The organism is Micromonospora narathiwatensis, from assembly GCF_900089605.1.
Lineage (GTDB): Bacteria > Actinomycetota > Actinomycetes > Mycobacteriales > Micromonosporaceae > Micromonospora > Micromonospora narathiwatensis.
Map to the genome: position 1 here is coordinate 2969720 of NZ_LT594324.1, position 17058 is coordinate 2986777.

At 72.5% G+C, this 17058-nt stretch carries 13 protein-coding genes; 4 read left to right on the plus strand and 9 right to left on the minus strand.

Annotated elements, in window-relative coordinates; all coding sequences use genetic code 11:
- Window positions 1-120 precede the first annotated feature (120 nt).
- The gene (locus GA0070621_RS12860; protein ID WP_091195041.1) at window positions 121-1098 is read right to left on the minus strand and encodes a DMT family transporter; all 978 of its coding nucleotides are present in this window, start codon (window positions 1096-1098) and stop codon (window positions 121-123) included.
- Here GA0070621_RS12860 and GA0070621_RS12865 point away from each other — a divergent pair.
- Complete coding sequence (locus GA0070621_RS12865; protein WP_091195043.1) at window positions 1097-2503, plus strand: aminotransferase-like domain-containing protein; 1407 nt, start codon at window positions 1097-1099, stop codon at window positions 2501-2503. The two genes, GA0070621_RS12860 and GA0070621_RS12865, sit on opposite strands and share 2 nt — an antisense overlap.
- Here the strand turns inward: GA0070621_RS12865 and GA0070621_RS12870 are convergent.
- The 5 genes from GA0070621_RS12870 to GA0070621_RS12890 form a co-directional block, all read right to left on the minus strand.
- Window positions 2478-3677, minus strand: a complete 1200-nt coding sequence (locus tag GA0070621_RS12870) for a metal-dependent hydrolase family protein (RefSeq protein WP_091195046.1) — start codon at window positions 3675-3677, stop codon at window positions 2478-2480. The genes GA0070621_RS12865 and GA0070621_RS12870 overlap by 26 nt on opposite strands.
- Window positions 3678-3756: 79 nt before the next feature.
- A complete protein-coding gene (locus GA0070621_RS12875; RefSeq protein WP_167666854.1) occupies window positions 3757-4455 on the minus strand; it encodes a GntR family transcriptional regulator in 699 nt (232 codons plus the stop codon).
- Window positions 4456-4552: 97 nt separating this feature from the next.
- Window positions 4553-5938 (minus strand): aldehyde dehydrogenase family protein, encoded by a 1386-nt coding sequence (locus GA0070621_RS12880; RefSeq protein ID WP_091195051.1) that lies wholly within the window; start codon window positions 5936-5938, stop codon window positions 4553-4555.
- Between the two features lie 36 nt (window positions 5939-5974).
- The gene (locus GA0070621_RS12885; RefSeq protein ID WP_091195053.1) at window positions 5975-6985 is read right to left on the minus strand and encodes a proline racemase family protein; all 1011 of its coding nucleotides are present in this window, start codon (window positions 6983-6985) and stop codon (window positions 5975-5977) included.
- 18 nt (window positions 6986-7003) lie between these two features.
- Window positions 7004-7900, minus strand: coding sequence for a dihydrodipicolinate synthase family protein (locus GA0070621_RS12890; protein ID WP_091195055.1), 897 nt, complete (start codon window positions 7898-7900; stop codon window positions 7004-7006).
- A 233-nt stretch (window positions 7901-8133) separates the two neighbouring features.
- Between GA0070621_RS12890 and GA0070621_RS12895 the strand changes: the two genes are divergently transcribed.
- The 3 genes from GA0070621_RS12895 to GA0070621_RS12905 are packed head-to-tail and all read left to right on the plus strand — an operon-like array spanning window position 8134 to window position 11065.
- A complete protein-coding gene (locus tag GA0070621_RS12895; protein ID WP_231921009.1) occupies window positions 8134-9330 on the plus strand; it encodes an NAD(P)/FAD-dependent oxidoreductase in 1197 nt (398 codons plus the stop codon).
- Window positions 9327-9596, plus strand: coding sequence for a (2Fe-2S)-binding protein (locus tag GA0070621_RS12900; protein WP_167666855.1), 270 nt, complete (start codon window positions 9327-9329; stop codon window positions 9594-9596). Before GA0070621_RS12895 ends, GA0070621_RS12900 begins: the two co-directional genes overlap by 4 nt.
- The gene (locus GA0070621_RS12905) at window positions 9593-11065 is read left to right on the plus strand and encodes an FAD-dependent oxidoreductase (RefSeq protein WP_091195060.1); all 1473 of its coding nucleotides are present in this window, start codon (window positions 9593-9595) and stop codon (window positions 11063-11065) included. The genes GA0070621_RS12900 and GA0070621_RS12905 overlap by 4 nt, the downstream gene beginning before the upstream one ends.
- 55 nt (window positions 11066-11120) lie before the next feature.
- On the opposite strand, the gene GA0070621_RS12910 is transcribed toward GA0070621_RS12905, so the two are convergent.
- The 3 genes from GA0070621_RS12910 to GA0070621_RS12920 form a co-directional block, all read right to left on the minus strand.
- The gene (locus GA0070621_RS12910) at window positions 11121-11750 is read right to left on the minus strand and encodes an alpha-galactosidase (RefSeq protein ID WP_157739958.1); all 630 of its coding nucleotides are present in this window, start codon (window positions 11748-11750) and stop codon (window positions 11121-11123) included.
- A 363-nt stretch (window positions 11751-12113) separates the two neighbouring features.
- On the minus strand, window positions 12114-14711 hold the full coding sequence (locus GA0070621_RS12915) for a M64 family metallopeptidase (RefSeq protein WP_091195065.1): 2598 nt from the start codon (window positions 14709-14711) through the stop codon (window positions 12114-12116).
- Window positions 14712-14806: 95 nt separating this feature from the next.
- Window positions 14807-16933, minus strand: coding sequence for a Xaa-Pro dipeptidyl-peptidase (locus tag GA0070621_RS12920; RefSeq protein WP_091195067.1), 2127 nt, complete (start codon window positions 16931-16933; stop codon window positions 14807-14809).
- Window positions 16934-17058: the final 125 nt, after the last annotated feature.

The following is a 17058-nucleotide window of genomic DNA, read 5'->3' on the forward strand; positions in this document are numbered from 1 at the left end:
CGCGCCAACTCGGCGCGAGCGGGGGCCGCCGCGTTCCCACCGGCGAACCGGCGACCTCTCTCTTACAAGGCGGTTGCTCCGGCACGGGGCGCGAGCCCACACCGCGACCGCCGGATCGCGTCATCGGTCGGCACCGGTCCCCGTGGCGATCCGCGTTGCCGGATGAGACGTGTCAGCGGCCGGCCGGTGTTCCCGGGCCGGCCCGCTGCCGCGGGCCCGCTGGGTGAGGGCGACACAGGCCAGGACGAGCATCGAGGTCCCGATGGCCAGGGGCGTGACGGGTTCGTTGAGCAGCAGGGCCGACCAGGCGAGGGTGAGCACCGGCTGGGCGAGCTGGATCTGTCCGATGCGGGCGATGCCGCCGCGGGCCAGTCCGGCGTACCAGGCGAAGAAGCCGAGGAACATGGACACGACGGTCAGGTAGCCGAACCCGAGCCACCCGGCGGTGTCGGAGCGCGGTGGATGAACGAGCGCGGCGACCGCGGCGACCGGCACGGTGACCGGCAGGGACAGGACCAGCGCCCAGCAGATGGTACGGGCACCCCCGAGTTCGCGGGCCAGGCTGCCGCCCTCGGCGTACCCCAGGCCGCACAGCACGACGGCGGCCAGCAGGAACAGGTCCGTGGGTGTCGCGGCGCCCGTCACGCCGCTGCTGGCGACCATGAAGGCGAGCGCCGCGGCCAGTCCGGCTCCGCTGGCGATCCAGAACGCCGGCGGCGGGCGTTCCCCGGCCCGAAGTACGGCGAACACCGCCGTCGCGGCCGGCAGCACGGTGATGACGACGGCACCGTGTGCCGCGGTCTGGGTGGTGAGGGCGAGCGAGGTGAACAGGGGAAACCCGACCACGACGCCCGCGGCGACAACCGCCAGGCGGCGCCACTGCGCGGCGGTCGGCCTCGGCGCCCCGGTCACGCGCAGGTACGCCCACGCCATGAGGCCGGCCCCGACGGCACGGCCGAAGGCGACGACCCAGGGATCGATCTCGCCGACCGCGATCCGGGTGGCGGGCAGCGACATGCTGAAACCCAGAACGCCCAGCCCGCCGAGGGCCAGGCCCGTTATCCGATCCCGCGCAGTAGTGTTACTCTTCTCTCCCATGAATGACGATAACGCAGAGGTACGCGTTATCCAAGATCTACGTGCCCGCGTCGCCGCCGCCGCACCCGGCACCCGGCTGCCCTCCATCAGGGAGCTGACCGGCCGTCATCGTGCCTCGCCGGTGACCGTGACGCGGGCGATCCGGAGACTCGTCGCCGACGGCCTCGTCGAGGCACGGCCGGGCCGGGGCACCTTCGTGGCCGCCCGCCCCGACCGGCAACCGTTACCGGACCTGTCGTGGCAGGCGGTCGCCCTCGGCCCCCGGCCCGCCGGCGAGGAGACGATGCAGGCTCTGCTCGCCGTCGCCCGTCCCGGCACGATCCCCCTCTCCAGCGGCTACCTCGACGCCGAGCTGCATCCGACCGCCGCGATCGGTGCCGCCCTGGCCCGGGCCGCCCGGCAGCCGGCCGCCTGGCAGCGCGGCCCGGTCGAGGGTCGACAGGATCTGCGGGCGTGGTTCGCCCGGGAGGCGGGGGGCGGGCTGCGCGCCGATGACCTGGTGATCTGCCCCGGCGGGCAGGCCGCGCTGTCGACGGCGTTCCGCGCCCTGACGACACCCGGTGACACCGTGCTGGTGGAGTCCCCGACGTACCTCGGCGCGCTCGCCGCCGCTCGCGCGGCCGGCCTGCGCGTGGTGCCCGTACCCGCCGACGGCGACGGCGTCCGGCCGGAGCTGCTCGCCACGGCGCTGGCGCGGACCGGTGCCCGGCTGTTCTACTGCCAGCCGCTGTACGCGAACCCGCACGGCGCGGTGCTCGCCACGGCGAGGCGTACCCAGGTGGCCGACGCGGTCCGGGCCGCCGGAGCGTTCCTGCTGGAGGACGACTACGCCCGGGATCTCACCATCGACGGCGAACCGCCCCCGCCGCTGGCCGCCGACGACCCCGACGGGCACGTGATCTACCTACGGTCGCTGACCAAATCGGTCGCGCCCGGTCTGCGGGTGGCCGCGATCGGCGCCCGCGGCCCCGCCGGAGCGCGGCTGCGTTCGGCCCGGGTCCTCGACGACTTCTTTGTGGCGGGGCCACTGCAGCAGGCCGCGCTGGACCTTGTCACCTCGCCCGCCTGGGCCCGTCATCTGCGCGCCCTGCGGAAGGCGTTGCGGGCCCGTCGTGACGCCCTGCTCGCGGCCCTGCGCCGGCACCTGCCGGCGGTCACGCCGGTCTGCGTACCCCGGGGTGGCCTGCACCTGTGGGCCGGCCTGCCCGACGGCCTGGACGACGGCGAACTGGCCGTCGCCGCGGCCGCCGAACGCGTCGTCGTCTTTCCCGGACGCCCCTGGTACGCCGCCGAACCGCCGGCCCCACATCTGCGCCTGACCTTCGCCGCGGCGCCACCTGACGTTCTCGACGAGGGCGTACGCCGACTCGCCCGAGCCGTCACCGCACTACAGACCCGTCCTTGACGACCGTGCGGTGTCGCGGGTCCGCCCACAGGATCGACGGCTCCTCGAACGGATCACCGGGCAGGATGACGAGGTCGGCTCGCGCACCCACGGCGATGCGTCCCAGGTCGGGCCGGCCGATCATCCCGGCGTTGACGGACGTCGCGGAACGCAGGGTCTCGAACACCCCCTCGACCTCGACCTGGAGCCGCAGCCCGGTGAGTTGCTCGTCCTCCAGCGTGCCCATCAGATCGGTGCCGAACCCGATCGGCACACCGGCCGCCCGGGCCAACTCGATCGCCCGCTGGCCGGCCGCCAGCACCTCACGGTTCTTCGCCTGCCCGATCGGGGAGAGTCCGACCTGTTCGCCGCGCCGCTCCATGGCGTCGTACGCGGCCAGCGTGGGCACGAGGAACGCACCGTGCTCCGCCATCAGGTCGGCGGTGGGCGCGTCCAGCAGGTTGCCGTGCTCGATGGTGCGTACGCCGTTGGTCACGGCGTGCGTGATCGCCTCCGGCGAGTAGGCGTGGGCGGCGACGTAGCTGCCGCGCCGGGTGGCCTCGTCGGTCACCGCCTGGATCTCCGCCGCCGAATACTGTGGAATCCGGATCGGGTCGGTCAGCGAGACCACCCCGCCGGAGGCCATGATCTTGATGGCGTGCGCGCCTCGGCGGAACCGGTCGCGGACCGCGCGACGCAGCGCGTCGACCCCGTCCACGATCTCGGCCAGGTGCGCGCCGCCGGCGCACACGTCCAGGTCGCCCGGGCGGGGATCGCCGTGCCCGCCGGTCTGCGACAGCGCCGCTCCGGTGTACAGGTACCGCGGCGCCGCGATGAGTCCCTCGGTGACGGCCCTCGCCAGGCCGGGATCGCCGCCCGCCACGTCCCGGACGGTGGTGAACCCTCGGCCGAGGGCGGCGCCGAGCCGACGGGCCCCGGCCAGCGAGAGGTAGCTGAGCGGGCTGGACTCCAGCACGAGCAGATCCAGTTCGGTGCCGTACGCGTGGAAGTGGGCGTCGATGAGGCCGGGGATGACCGTGCCCCCACGCGCGTCGATCACCTGGCCGGCCGGCCGGGAGTCGTCGACCGCCACGATGACGCCGTCCTGGATGTGGATCACGCCCTCGGCCAGCTCGGCCGACACGCCGTCGAAGATGGCCGCGTTGACGACACTCAGCGGGTGCGCCGCGCTCATCGGGTTCGCGACCGGGCCGTCCGGGTTACCCGGAGCCGGGTCGCTCCCTCCTTTCTGGTGGGCAGGGCCACGCGGGCGATCAGCTCGCGGTCTCTGGGCTGGTCGCCGCGGCCCGCGACCGCTGCCGGCGCGGGCGTTCCTCGCGGCCGGCCCAGCTGCCGCGCGTGTGGCCGATGTGCGCCTTCATCAGGCGTTCGAGGCCGCGCCGGTCGTTCGCGGCGATGAGGTCGAGCATCTGAAGGTGTTCGGCCGCCGAGGAGGCCAGCTCGCCGTTGGCGGCGAGCCGGGTGAGGCCGTACAGCCTCGTCCGGGACCGCAACTCGCCCACGAGCGAGACGAGGTTCGCGTTGCCCGCCAACGAGAGCAGCTCCAGGTGGAACACCCGGTCGTGCTCGATGTACGCGATCAGGTCCTTCTCCTGTGCCGCGTCAACGATCCGTTGCGCCATCGGCCGCAGGCGGGCCAGGTCGTCGGCCGTCGCGATGCCGGCCGCCCGGATGGTCGTCGGAACCTCGAGAAGCTGCCGGATCTCGGTGATGTTGTCCAGTTCCTCGTCGGTCAGCTCGGTGGCCCGGAAGCCCTTGTTGGGCACCGTCTCGACCAGGCCCTCCTTGACCAGGTCCAGCATCGCCTCCCGTACGGGCGTGGGCGAGACGCCGAACTGCGCGGCCAGCGTGGGCGCGGAGTAGATCTGGCCGGGACGCATTTCACCGGCGACGAGGGCCGCGCGAAGGGCGTGAGCGACCTGGCCACGCACGCTGCGCCGCGCCTCGAGCATCGGCAAGTGTAATGACTGCGCCATCACCGCATCCCCTCCGCCTGCAGGATAGTTGGCCCCGATCCGGCCGCCCCGCCCCACCCAGTTCGTCTCCTGCTCACGTCGGGGCGACCGCCGTGGTGACCGTGTGCAGCGAAGTGTAGAACTCCTGCGCGGCCTTGCCCTGTTCGCGCTGGCCGAAGCTGGAGTCCCGCTCCCCACCGAACGGAAGGTAGAAATCCACGCCCGTGGTCGGGGCGTTGATCTTTATCTGCCCCGCCGCCAGCCCGTCGGCGCACCGCAGCGCCGTGTCCAGGTCGTTGGTGAAGACCGAGGCGGTCAGGCCGTAGCGTACGTCGTTCGCCGCGTCGATGGCCTCGGCGATGCTCCCGGCCCGGCTCACCGCGCAGATCGGCCCGAACACCTCCTCCCGCAGCAGCAGGTGGTCGGCCGGCAGGTTGTCGACGAGGGTCGGCGCGACGAACCAGCCCGCGCCGGGTCCCGGGTGTCCACCGGTGAGCACCCGGCCACCGCTGGCCCTGGCGCTGGCCGCCGCGTCGAGCACCCGGTCCCGCGCGGCCTGGTCGATGACCGGGCCGACGCCGGTCGCGGGATCGGCCGGGTCGCCGAGGCCGAGCGCCTCCGTCGCGGCGACAAGCGCCTCGGTGAACCCGGCCGGGTCGCCCACGACGATCACCCGCTTCGTCGCGGTGCACTTCTGCCCCGCGTAGCCGAAGGCGGCGTAGGCGACCTGCCGGGCCACGGCGGCGACGTCCACGTCGGGCATCACGATGGTCGGGTTCTGGCCCCCCATCTCGCACTGGGTGGCGACCCCCCGGCCCGCCGCCGCCGACGCCACGAGACTGCCGACCGCGGCGGATCCGGTGAAGGAGACGACGTCGCCGGCCGCGACGACCGCCTGACCGGCCTCGGCGTCGCCGGGCAGGACGGCGAGCAGCCCGTCGGGGAGGTGCGGTTCGATCAGTTCGGCCAGCCGCAGCGCGCACGCCGTCGCCTGCGGCGCCGGCTTGATCACGGCCGCGTTGCCGAAGGCCAGCGCCGGCGCGGCCTTCCACAACGGGATCGCCAGGGGGAAGTTCCACGGCGTGATCAGCGCCGCGATCCCGCGTGCCCGGCGGCGGGTGTAGGCCAGCCCACGACCGCCACTGCTCGGCTCGTGGAGGGCACCGATCGGATCGAACACCTGCTGGGCGTAGTAGCGCAGGATGGCCACGGACCGGGCGACCTCCCCGACCGCCTCGGCCCGCGGCTTGCCGACCTCGCGCACCACCAGCGTGGCCAGCTCGTCCGCCGCTGCCGCCACCGCCTCACCCGCGCCGTGCAGGGCCGCGGCCCGCTCGGCCGGCGGCGCGGCGGCCCAGGCGCGCTGCGCCTGGCGGGCCCGGCGTACGGCCTGGTCGACGTCGGACCCGGTCGCCTCGGCCACCGTGACGACCAGATCGGTGGGGTTCTGCGGAGATGTGGACTGTACGACAGACACCATGGGCTCCAGGCGTTCGCTTCCGTTGGGCAGAGGTGGTCAGAGCAGGAATCCGGCGGGAAACGGGTCGGTCGGGTCGAGGAAGTACTGCGCGGTGCCGGTGATCCAGGCACGACCGGTGAACGTCGGGACCACCGCCGGCCGGCCGGCGACCGTGGTGGCTTCGAGCAACCGGCCGACGAACCGGCTGCCGATGATCGACTCGTTGACGAACTCGGTGTTCAACGGCAGCTCGCCCCGGGCGTGCAGCTGGGCCATCCGGGCCGACGTGCCGGTGCCGCACGGCGACCGGTCGAACCAGCCCGGGTGGATGGCCATCGCGTGCCGGGAGTACCGGGCGTCCGATCCCGGCGCCGCGAGATAGACGTGATGGCAGCCGGCGATGTCCGGGTTCTCCGGATGCACCGGGTCGAGCTGCTCGGTCACCGCGTCCATGATGGCCAGTCCGGCGTCCAGCATCCGCTGTCGGAGCCGCGCGTCCGTCGGGGTGAACGCGATGCCGAGCTGGTCGAGCCCGAGGATGGCGTAGAAGTTGCCGCCGAACGCGAGATCGAGGGTGAGCGTACCCAGCCCCGGCACCTCGACCGTCGCGTCCAGCTCGTGCACGTACGCGGCGACGTTCCGCAACGTGACCGATTCGGCACGCCCGTCACGTACGGCGACCTCGGCGACCACCAGGCCGGCGGGCGTGTCGAGCCGGATCTCGGTCACCGGCTCGGTGACGGGCACCATGCCGGTCTCCACCAGCACGGTGGCCACCCCGATGGTGCCGTGCCCGCACATCGGCAGGCACCCGCTCACCTCGATGTACAGCACACCCCAGTCGGCATCCGGACGGGTGGGTGGTTGCAGGATGGCCCCACTCATGGCCGCGTGGCCGCGGGGCTCGTACATCAGCAGCGTACGGATGTGGTCGAGATGGTCGAGGAAGTACTGGCGGCGTTCGGCCATCGAGTTGCCGGGGATGACACCGACGCCGCCGGTGATCACCCGGGTCGGCATGCCCTCGGTGTGCGAGTCGATCGCGTGGAACACCCGATTGGTGCGCACGTGTCTACCGCCCTCTCACTACCGGCATCCGGCCGCGATCGCCTTTTCGGTGGCCTCCCGGACGGCGCGCTCCTGCTCGGCGGTGAGCGGCACCCGGGGCGGGCGGCAGGGCCCACCGTACCGGCCGACGATGTCCATGGACAGCTTGATCGCCTGGACGAACTCCGTCTTCGAGTCCCAGCGCAGCAGTGCGTGCAGCGTCCGGTAGAGCGGCAGCGCGGTGGCCAGGTCACCGCTGGTGGCGGCGTTGAACAGTTGCACGCTCGCCCGCGGCAGCGCGTTGACGTACCCCGCGACCCAGCCCCGCGCTCCGCCGAGGGCCACTTCCAGTGCGACGTCGTCGGCGCCGATGAGCACGTCGAGGTCCGGGGCCAACTCGGTGATCTCGTAGGTCCGACGGACGTCGCCGGAGAACTCCTTGACGCCCACGATCAGGCCCTCGCCGCTCAGCCGGGCGAGCAGGGCCGGCGTCAGATTGACCTTGGTGTCGATCGGGTTGTTGTACGCCACCACGGGGATCCCGACCTTCGCGACCTCGCGGTAGTGCTCGACGACGGCCCGCTCGTCGGCCCGGTAGGCGTTCGGCGGCAGCAGCATGACCGCCGCGCAGCCGGCCTCGGCGGCGTCCTCGGCCCACCGCCGCGCCTCCAACGCGCCGTACGCGGCGATGCCGGGCATCACGGTGAAACCGTCCGGGGCGGCGTCGACCGCCGTACGCACCACGGCGCTGCGTTCCTTCTCGGTCAGCGTCTGGTATTCCCCCAGCGACCCGTTCGGGGTCACGCCGTCACAGCCCTCGGCGGCCAACCACCGGACGTGCTCGGCGAAGCGATCGAGGTCGACCCCCAGCCCGTCATCGAAGGGCAGCGCCGTGGCGACCAGCACTCCGTGCCATGGCTTCAATCGCGCGTGCATCCGGTACTCCTTGTCCCCTGGTCGCTTGTGTCCCAAGCCGAAGCCGAACGACTCGGCCCCCGTCGTCGCGGGCAACTCACCCGGCGGCGAGGGCGTACAATGTCACACTACAACAGCGCAAGCAAACGACTCCAGCCGCAACGCCGCATCGAGGTGCACATGCCCGACCACCCTCCCGCGCCCGTCGGCGTGGCTGCGCGCCGCCGCGACAGCCGAGCACCGGCGGCCGCGTCGTGACCCGGCACGACCACCGCACCGCCGGCACGACCAGTCCTGATCTCGTCGTCGTCGGAGCTGGAATCGTAGGCGCGGCGTGCGCCTACCACGCCACCCGAGCCGGCCTGTCGGTCACCGTCATCGATCGAGGACCGATCGCCGGCGGAACCACCGGGGCCGGCGAGGGGAACATCCTGGTATCCGACAAGGAACTCGGCCCCGAACTGGACCTCGCGCTGCTGTCGAACCAGCAGTGGCGGGCCCTGGCCGACCTGCCGCTCGACGGCACGACGTTCGGTCGCGCGGTGGAGCTCGAAACCAAAGGCGGCCTTGTCGTGGCAACCGGCCAGGCACCCCTGGACGCTATGCAGCGGCTCGCCGGAAAGCAACAGGCGCTCGGGGTCGAGACGCTCGCCGTACCCGCGTCCGACCTGCGCGAACACGAACCGCATCTGGCCGACGACCTGGCCGGCGGATACCTCTACCCGCAGGACATGCAGGTGCAACCGATGCTCGCCGCGGCACACCTGCTCCGGCTCGCCAGGCAGCGGGGCGCGACCGTGCTGCCGCACCAGCCGGTGACCGGCTACCTGCGCGACGGCGACCGGGTGGTGGGCGTCCGCACGCCACACGGTGACATTTCCAGCGGCGCCGTCCTCAACGCCGCCGGCACCTGGGCCGGTGAACTCGCCGCCCTCGCCGACGTACGCGTTCCGGTGGCCCCGCGCCGCGGCTTCATCCTGGTCACCGAGCCCCTGCCGCCGATCATCCGGCACAAGGTGTACCTCGCCGACTACGTCGCCGACGTCGCCAGCGACTCCGCCGCCCTGCAGACCTCGACCGTCGTCGAAGGGACCCGCGCCGGCACCGTGCTCGTCGGCGCCAGTCGCGAGCGGGTCGGCTTCGACCGCACGTTCTCGCTGCCCGCGCTCCGGGCACTCGCCCGCGGAGCCGTACGGCTGTTCCCCAGACTCGCCGAGGTCTCGGCGATCCGTGCCTACCGCGGGTTCCGCCCGTACTGCCCCGACCACCTCCCGGTGATCGGACCGGACCCGCGCGCCCCCGGCCTCCTCCACGCCTGCGGCCACGAGGGGGCCGGCATCGGCCTGTCCATGGGTACCGGCCGACTCGTCGCCCAGGTCCTGGCCGGCGACCAGCCCGACCTCGACCTGCACCCGTTCCGGCCCGACCGCTTCACGGAGGCCCCCGCATGACAAGCCCCGCCCGGTTCGACATCACGTTCGACGGCGAACCGATCGCCTGCCGCGACGGCTGGACGGTCGGCGCCGCCCTCACCGCCGCCGGTGTCCGGTCCTGGCGGACCACCCGGCACGGACAGCGTCCGCGTGGCCTCTTCTGCGGCATCGGCGTCTGCTTCGACTGCCTGATCACCGTCAACGGACAGCCCTCGGTGCGGGCCTGCCTGGCGCCCGCCCGGCCGGGCGACGACGTACGCAGCCAGCTCGGAACCGGACAGTGAGCGCCCCCAGCGTCGACGTCGCCGTCGTCGGAGCCGGGCCGGCCGGCCTCGCGGCGGCGCTGGCCGCGGCCGAGGCCGGGGTGGTCGTGGCGCTCATCGACGCCGGAGTCCGCGCCGGCGGGCAGTACTGGCGGTCACCGGCGCCCGGCGCCGGCCGGTTCACGCCGAACACGCTGCACCACTCCTGGCGCCGCTTCACCGACACCACGGCCCGGCTGGACCGGCTCGCCGACCAGCGCAAGCTCCAGCGCTTCGCCGAGCACCACGTCTGGTCCGTCGAACGCGTCGACGACCGGTGGGCGATCCACTGCCTGGTGGGCCCGGAGCCCCGGCAGCATCCCGGCCGGCCACCGGTCACCATCCGGGCCCGCCGGCTGATCCTCGCCACCGGCGCGTACGACCGGCAGCTGCCGTTCCCCGGCTGGGACCTGCCCGGGGTGCTGACCGCCGGCGGGGCGCAGGCGCTGCTGAAGGGCCACCTCGTCGTAGCCGGGGCGACCGCCGTGGTGGCGGGCACCGGCCCCTTCCTGCTGCCGGTGGCCACGGGCCTCGCCCGCCACGGCGCCCGGGTCCGGGCCGTCGTCGAGGCCAACACCCCGCTCGGCTTCGCCCGCGCACCTCGCGCGCTGCTCGGCGCCGTGCGCAAGGTGGGCGAGGCGTCGGCGTACGCGGCCCAGCTCGCCCGGCACCGGGTCGCGGTACGGCACCGGCACATCGTCACGCGGGCCGTCGGGACCGACCGGTTGACCGGGGTGGTGGTCGCCCGACTCGGCCGGGACGGACGCCCCGAGGCGCACACCGAGCGAACCGTCGAGTGCGACCTGCTCGCCGTCGGGTGGGGCTTCACCCCGCAGCTCGACCTGCACCTGCAGGTCGGCTGCGCCACCCGGATGGACGTGGACTCAAGCCTGGTGGTGGCCGTCGACGACCGCCAGGGGACCACCGTCGACGGGGTCTGGGCCGCCGGCGAGTCCACCGGCATCGGCGGTGCCGACCTCGCGTCGATCGAGGGTGCCGTCGCGGGCCGGACGGCGGCCGGTTCGCTCGGCGTGCCGCCCGACCCGGCCGCGCTTGCCCGGCTGCTTCGGCGGCGGGCCGCCCTGCGCCGCTTCGCCGAGGTGATGCACCGCGTCTATCCCGTGCCGTCCGGCGCGCTCGACGGTCCGACCGACGACACCCTGCTGTGCCGGTGCGAGGAGGTGACCGTCGGGGCGGTCCGCCAGGCCGTCGACGATCTCGGCGCCACCGATCCGCGCACCGTCAAGCTGCTCGCCCGCCCGGGCATGGGCTGGTGCCAGGGCCGGGTGTGTGGCTTCGCCACGGTCTGCCTGACGGCCCACCAACTGCGGCGCCCCCCGACGCCGGAGGATCTGCGCGCCTTCGCCCAACGGCCGATCGCCGCGCCCACCCCCCTCGGTCAGCTGGCGATGCCGTCGGACGAGGGTGACCCGCGCGGCGACGGCGGGTAGGCGCGGTCGCGCGAACGGCCCCGCGCGCCGCCGGCCCCGGCGCGCGGTCCCCGCCTCACCGGGCGGGCGGCTCGCCGACGGCGTCCAACCGGACCAGAACGGCCTGCTCGGGGGCGAGCAGCGGTGGTGGCAGCCCCAGCACGCCGAACACGTGACCGCCGACGTCGACCGACCCCGCCGCGTACCACGCGGGGTCGGACCGGCCACTGGTGGCAGGCGGCCCGATCTGGTCGAGGACCGTGACCCGGTACGAGCGGCGCGGGTCGAGCCCCGGCATCCGCCACGGAGCCGGCACGGCGTCCACGGAGGTGGCCAGCTGCACGTAGGCGAACACCGCGGCCGAACGGTCCGGCGACACCACGCCGTGTGCCCAGGCCGACGGGTCCGGGTGGTCGACGCGGACCACGGTTCCGGCGTGCAGCAGCGGGCGCAGGTCCCGATACAGGGCGATCGCCCGGCGCAACCGCCGCCGTTCCTCCTCGGTGACGGTGGAGACGTCCCATTCCAGGCCGAGGTGGCCGAAGATCGCCGTCGCCAGACGGAAGGACAGGTCGTGGGTACGCGAGGTGGTGTGCGAGCGCGACGGCCCGACATGGGAGCCGATCAGCTCCGGGGGGAGGAACAGTCCCGTCCAGCGCTGGATGGCCTGGCGCTCCAGCGCGTCGTTGCAGTCGCTCGCCCACACCCCGCGTACGCCGGCCCGGCGGCCACGGCACCGGGCACGACGAGTGCACCGAGCGCGATGGCGGCCGAGAAACGCCTGGCCATAGCGGCTCCCTCCGTTTTCTGGACGCGATGGATCCACGACGGTGCCCGCCGCCGGGCGATCACCACCGCGAAAGGAATCTTGTTCCAGAATTGCATTGCCGCATTCACCAAGATAACTATCCACACTTGTCGCGGCTTTCTGCCGGCGGATCGAACCACTGTCGCATTGACAGCCGCGCCATTCCCCGTGAGCGATTCGCGCCGGTGATTCGGGCACGCAAAGAGTGGTGGGCCGGCGATTGCCGGCCCACCACGTGTTCCTTATTGCCGCGACAGCCCGCTACAGGGCGGCGCAGTCACCGCTCTTGACACCGTTCACCGTGTTCGGCGCGCCGAAGTCCTTGACCGCCGCGCTGTTGCCGGCGCAGTTCAGCGGACCGTTGACCCGGCTACCGACCAGGATCGGCCCGTAGGCGCCGGACAGCCGGCTGAACCGCTCGTTGGCGCTCACCTGGACGTTGTCCGAGACGGTCAGCGGGCCGTTGAAGGTGCTGCCGGCGATCGTCACGTCCCGGGTGGTCCCGTTGATCCGGGAACCGCCGTTCACCGTGCTGCCGAAGAGCTGCACCGCCTGGGCGCCGGCCGAGGCCAGCCCGCCGTTGATCGAGCTGTCGGTGACCACCAGCGAAGCGCCCGGCCGCACCGACACCCCACCGTTCACCTGGGCGCCCTTGAGGCAGGTCACGCCCTCGCCGGCCACGACCCGCGACTGCTGGCCGGTCAGCGTCCTCGTGCAGTCGGGCGACGAGCCCGGCAGCACGGTGGCCCGGTAGGCGCTCGGCTCGCCGATGTTGCCGGCCGCGTCGATCGCCCGGTGCTCGACCAGGTGCGTGCCGAAGCCCGGCACGAACCCGCCGCTCGGGTGGTTGTCGGGCAGGGTCTGCTCGAACGCCGCCTTCGACAGCCCACCGGTGCCGAGGTTGCCGTACGTCAGGGCCTTGATGTTCGTGCCCGAGTGGCGGAACTGGAACGGCGATTCGGGCATCGGCTGCTCGGGGAAGCCGAAGTAGTTGAACCACCCGTCCTTGTCCAGCCGGAGCTGGCCGACCACATAGCGGTCCTCGTCGTAGCCGGTGTGGTCGTCCTGCGGGTCCAGCCACATGTCCCAGCCGTCGAAGTACACCGGGTGCTCCAGGTTGCCCGCGAGCCGGGTCAGCGGCTCCGACAGCGTACGCGGCGCGGTCGGCATGGCATTGTCGACGGTCCATTCGATCCGGTCGGAGACGCCACCCGGATCGGCCGGGTCGGTCACCACCGCGGCCAGCTCGTGGGTGCCCGACGCCAGCTCCAGCGCGCCGAGGTCGAGGTCGCGGCTGTTGTGCGGGTTCGGCAGCGCCTCGCCGTCGAGCGACCAGGCCACGTCGAGGATCCGGTCCGCCGGGTGGTTGGTGCGCACGTAGACCACCTCGTCGCCGGCGACCGGCTGGGTGTTCGGCGTGGAGCCGGTGATGGTCGCGGCCGGCGACGACGGCGTCGCCGTGGTGTCACCCACCGTCCACTGCCGGGTCTGCACGAACCGTGGCCCGTTGTAGCCCGAGTCGGTGGCCGTGTTACCGGTCGACGGGTTGCGGACCCAGTCGGTGCCGTCCGGCCCCACCGGGTCACGCACCTCGACGTGCACCACGGTCCCAGCGGGCAGGTTCAGCTCGCCGAGGTCGAGGTTGCTGCTGTTGTGCGTGTCGAGCACGGTGCCGTTCGGGCCACCGATTCGCCAGGTGACCTTCAGTTCGTGGTAGCGCGGCTGGCCGGGCTCGACCCACAGCACGCTGTCGGACGCCACCGTGCCCAGCGGGGTGTGCCGGACGTTCATCTGCCCGGAGTTACGCATGCCGGTCACCCGGGCGACCATGTGCTCGAGGCCGATCTGGTCGAAGTCGAACCCGATCCAGCGCATCATCGAGTGCTCGCTCGGCCGGCGCTGGCCGCACGGGTACATGCCGCCGCCCTCGTGCGTTCCGATCGTGCCGCCGGAGAGGCTCTCCTCGCCGACCCAGCGCCACCACTTCTTCTGGTCCTCGACCATCTTCTGCGGATCGGTGTAGGTGGTGTGGTGGAAGCTGCTGGGCTCACCGCCGGTGTAGCAGGACCGCACCACGTCACGGGAGGAGTACGGGTACTCGTCGACCAACGTGCCGAGCGAGTGGCCGATCTCGTGCAACGAGATCAGCGGGCCCTGCGGCGAGCCGCCCGAGGTCGTCGCCTGGGTGCCGCCGATCCCGCCGTAGGTGAACGTGTTGAAGATCGCCAAGGTCTGCAGATTCTGCGCCGTACGCGGGATACCCAGGACCGGCGCGACGTAGTTGTCGATGATCCGGTTGTGCGCCTGGTTCCCGGTCTCGCAGGGGTTGACCCCGGCCGGGTAGTAGGCGGCGTAGTTCGCGCAGTTCACCGGCGCCCCGCCGTAGACGGTGCCGCGCGACAGCGGGTCGCTACAGCCATCCTGGTAGATCATGCGCAGGGCGGTGTTCTTGGCGTTGATCGGCCCCTCACGCTGGCCGGTGTCGCGGATCGTGCCGTCCGGGTTGCGCACCCGGCCGTCCGGGTCGCACCGGACGCCGTAGTCGATCGAGGCGATCTCCACCGCGTACACGTTGATGTAGTCGCGGTAGGTCCGGAACGGTTCCGTGGCCCACATGACGGCCAGGTTGCGGTCCACGTCCGCCAGGAAGAGCTTCTGCTGGTCCCACTGGTAGCCGTCACCGAGAATGATCAGATTCAGCCGCTCGGCCGCCGGCCCGGTGACCTGGATCGGATGCACCTTCGGGTTGGGCAACGGCATCGGCGGGCCGTCCGCCGGAGCGCCGCTCGCCGGGCCGGCGCCGGTCAGCAGACCGGTCACCAGGGCGAGCGCCGCGAGTATCGCGACCTTGAATCTCACTGGCTCTCCACCTCACCTTCATCCTTGAGCCTCCGTGGGCGCCGGCCGGCCGACGTCGCGGCGCGCGGCGCCCACGGAGGCTCCGTACTACTTCGTCACTTGCCGACGTGCGACCTGGCGGCGGCCGACACGACCGATCCACGCTGGTTCGGCGCGAGCACGCCGGCCGCGACCAGCTGGTCCACCACCGTGTTCACGTGTGTCACGAACTGTCCGTGGTTGGACCACCGCTCCCCGTCGAGGAGGTGGTCGTTGATCGTGCAGTTGCCGGCCAGCGGGTGGTTGGGCACACCGCTGTCGACGCCGCCGACCACCACCGTCGTCCGGGTGTCGGTGGTCGCGCAGACCGGCATCGCCAGCGGCCCGCCGACCACGGGCAGCCGCAGGCTCGTCGCGGCCAGGTCGACACTGAGCACCGTGCCCGGGGCGGGCTGCAGGGTGAACTCGCGGTCGGTGGAGAAGACCATCAGGCCGATCCGGTAGCCCGCCGGGATGACCTGGTCGTCCGGCTGCAACGGTACGGTCACCTCGACGAACTCACCGGGCACCAGCGGCTCGCTGCGGGTGAGCGAGTGGCGGTTCTGCGGGTCGGCCCAGCCCCGGGTGATGACGCTCGTCGTGCTGCTCTGGGTGCTCGACGTGCAGCCCGACGCGCTGGTCCACGGCAGCCGCACCAGGGCCACCGACAGGTTCGCCGCCGGCTTGCTCGCGCTCATCCGCAGCGTCACGCTCGCCGTACCGGAGATGTGCACCGGCGCGGTGAGCTCCGGCGTCACGTAGAGCAGCCGCTGGTCGGACACGGTGGTGGCCAGGGTGCCGGCGTTGCAGGCGGTGTTGCCGGCGTCGACCAGCGACTCGACACCCGTGCCGGGACGCGCCAACGAGGTCAGCTCGCCGGTGGTGTTACCGCCGGGCTTCAGCACCATCGTGACCGGGGACGCGGCCGGGTTGGGGTAGTCCGCGTACGGGGTGAGCTGGCTGGCGCCGGTCTCGTTGCGCACGATCCACGCCCGCGGGTCGTTCTCGACGCCGTTCTGCACGCCGTACAGGTAGCGGGTGAACCACCGGTTGCGCATGTCCAGCGGCGGGGCGCCACCGTGCCCACCCTGGTGGTAGTACGCCTGCACCGGCGTGCCCTGCGCCTTCAGCGCCTCGAGGATCCGCACGCTGTGCTCCGGCACCACGTTCCAGTCGTTGAACGCGTGCGCCATCAGGGTGGCGGCCTTGACGTTCCCGACGACGTGGAGATAGTCCCGACCGGCCCAGAAGTCGTTGTAGTCACCGTTCGCCCGGTCCTGGAACCGGTTCATCTCGCCGACCCGGACGTTCTCGATGCAGTACGCCCGGCGTTCGGGGTAGCCGCTGTTGATGTAGTCGAAGAGGTAGTCGATGTCCTCGCCGACCCAACCGCCGGGATTCCGGACCAGGCCGTTGGAGCGGTAGTAGTGGTAGTACGAGGTGTTCGGCGCGATCGGGATGATCGCCTCGAGGCCGTCGACCCCGGTGGTCGCGGCGGCGAGCGGCAGGGTGCCGTTGTACGACGTACCGGTCATCCCGACCTTGCCGGTCGCCCAGCTGGTCGCCGAGACCTCCTGGTCCCCGTTCACGCTGGTGTAGCCCTTCGCCCGGCCGTTCAGCCAGTCGATCACCGCCTTCGGCGCCAGCGACTCGTTGAGACCGCCGACGGTCGGGCAGCCCTGCGACAGCCCGGTGCCCGGGGAGTCGGAGTGCACCACGGCGAACCCGCGCGGCACCCAGGTGCTGACCTCGCTCGTGGACACCGCGGTCCGGTTCGGCTGGTGGGTGATCGGTGGCGGCGAGGTCCGGGCCGGCGGCTGCTCACCGAGTTCGTGCCGCACGTTCCAGAAGTACTGCGACTGGCTGGACGCCGTACCGGCGTAGTAGGGGCTGCTCTCGTAGACCACCGGCACCTTCAGGCCCTGTGCCGTCTGCCCCGGCCTGGTGACGTCCACGTGCATGCGGTCGGGCTTGCCGTCGCCGTCGGAGTCGAACTCGGTCTCCACCCACAGCTGCTGCCGGATCCAGCCGCTGGAGTTCGCGAACTCGGGCACGACCTGCGCCTGCCCGTCCACGAAGACCGGTCCGACCTCGTCCGGGCTGGCAACCGCCGGTCCGGCGACACCCAGGGAAAGCGCCAGCGCCGCCGAACAGAACGCGGCGGTCAGGCCGACACCCCGTGGGCGGACCCTTCGTCGCACCATTGTGAGTCCCTCTCTATCGTCTGCTGGCGCCGAACGGCGGCGGACCGCTCGCCGCAGTCGGTGCGGCGACCCGGCACCGGTCGACGTGAGCAGTGAGGCTCGCCCAGTCGGATCCGGTTCGCGCC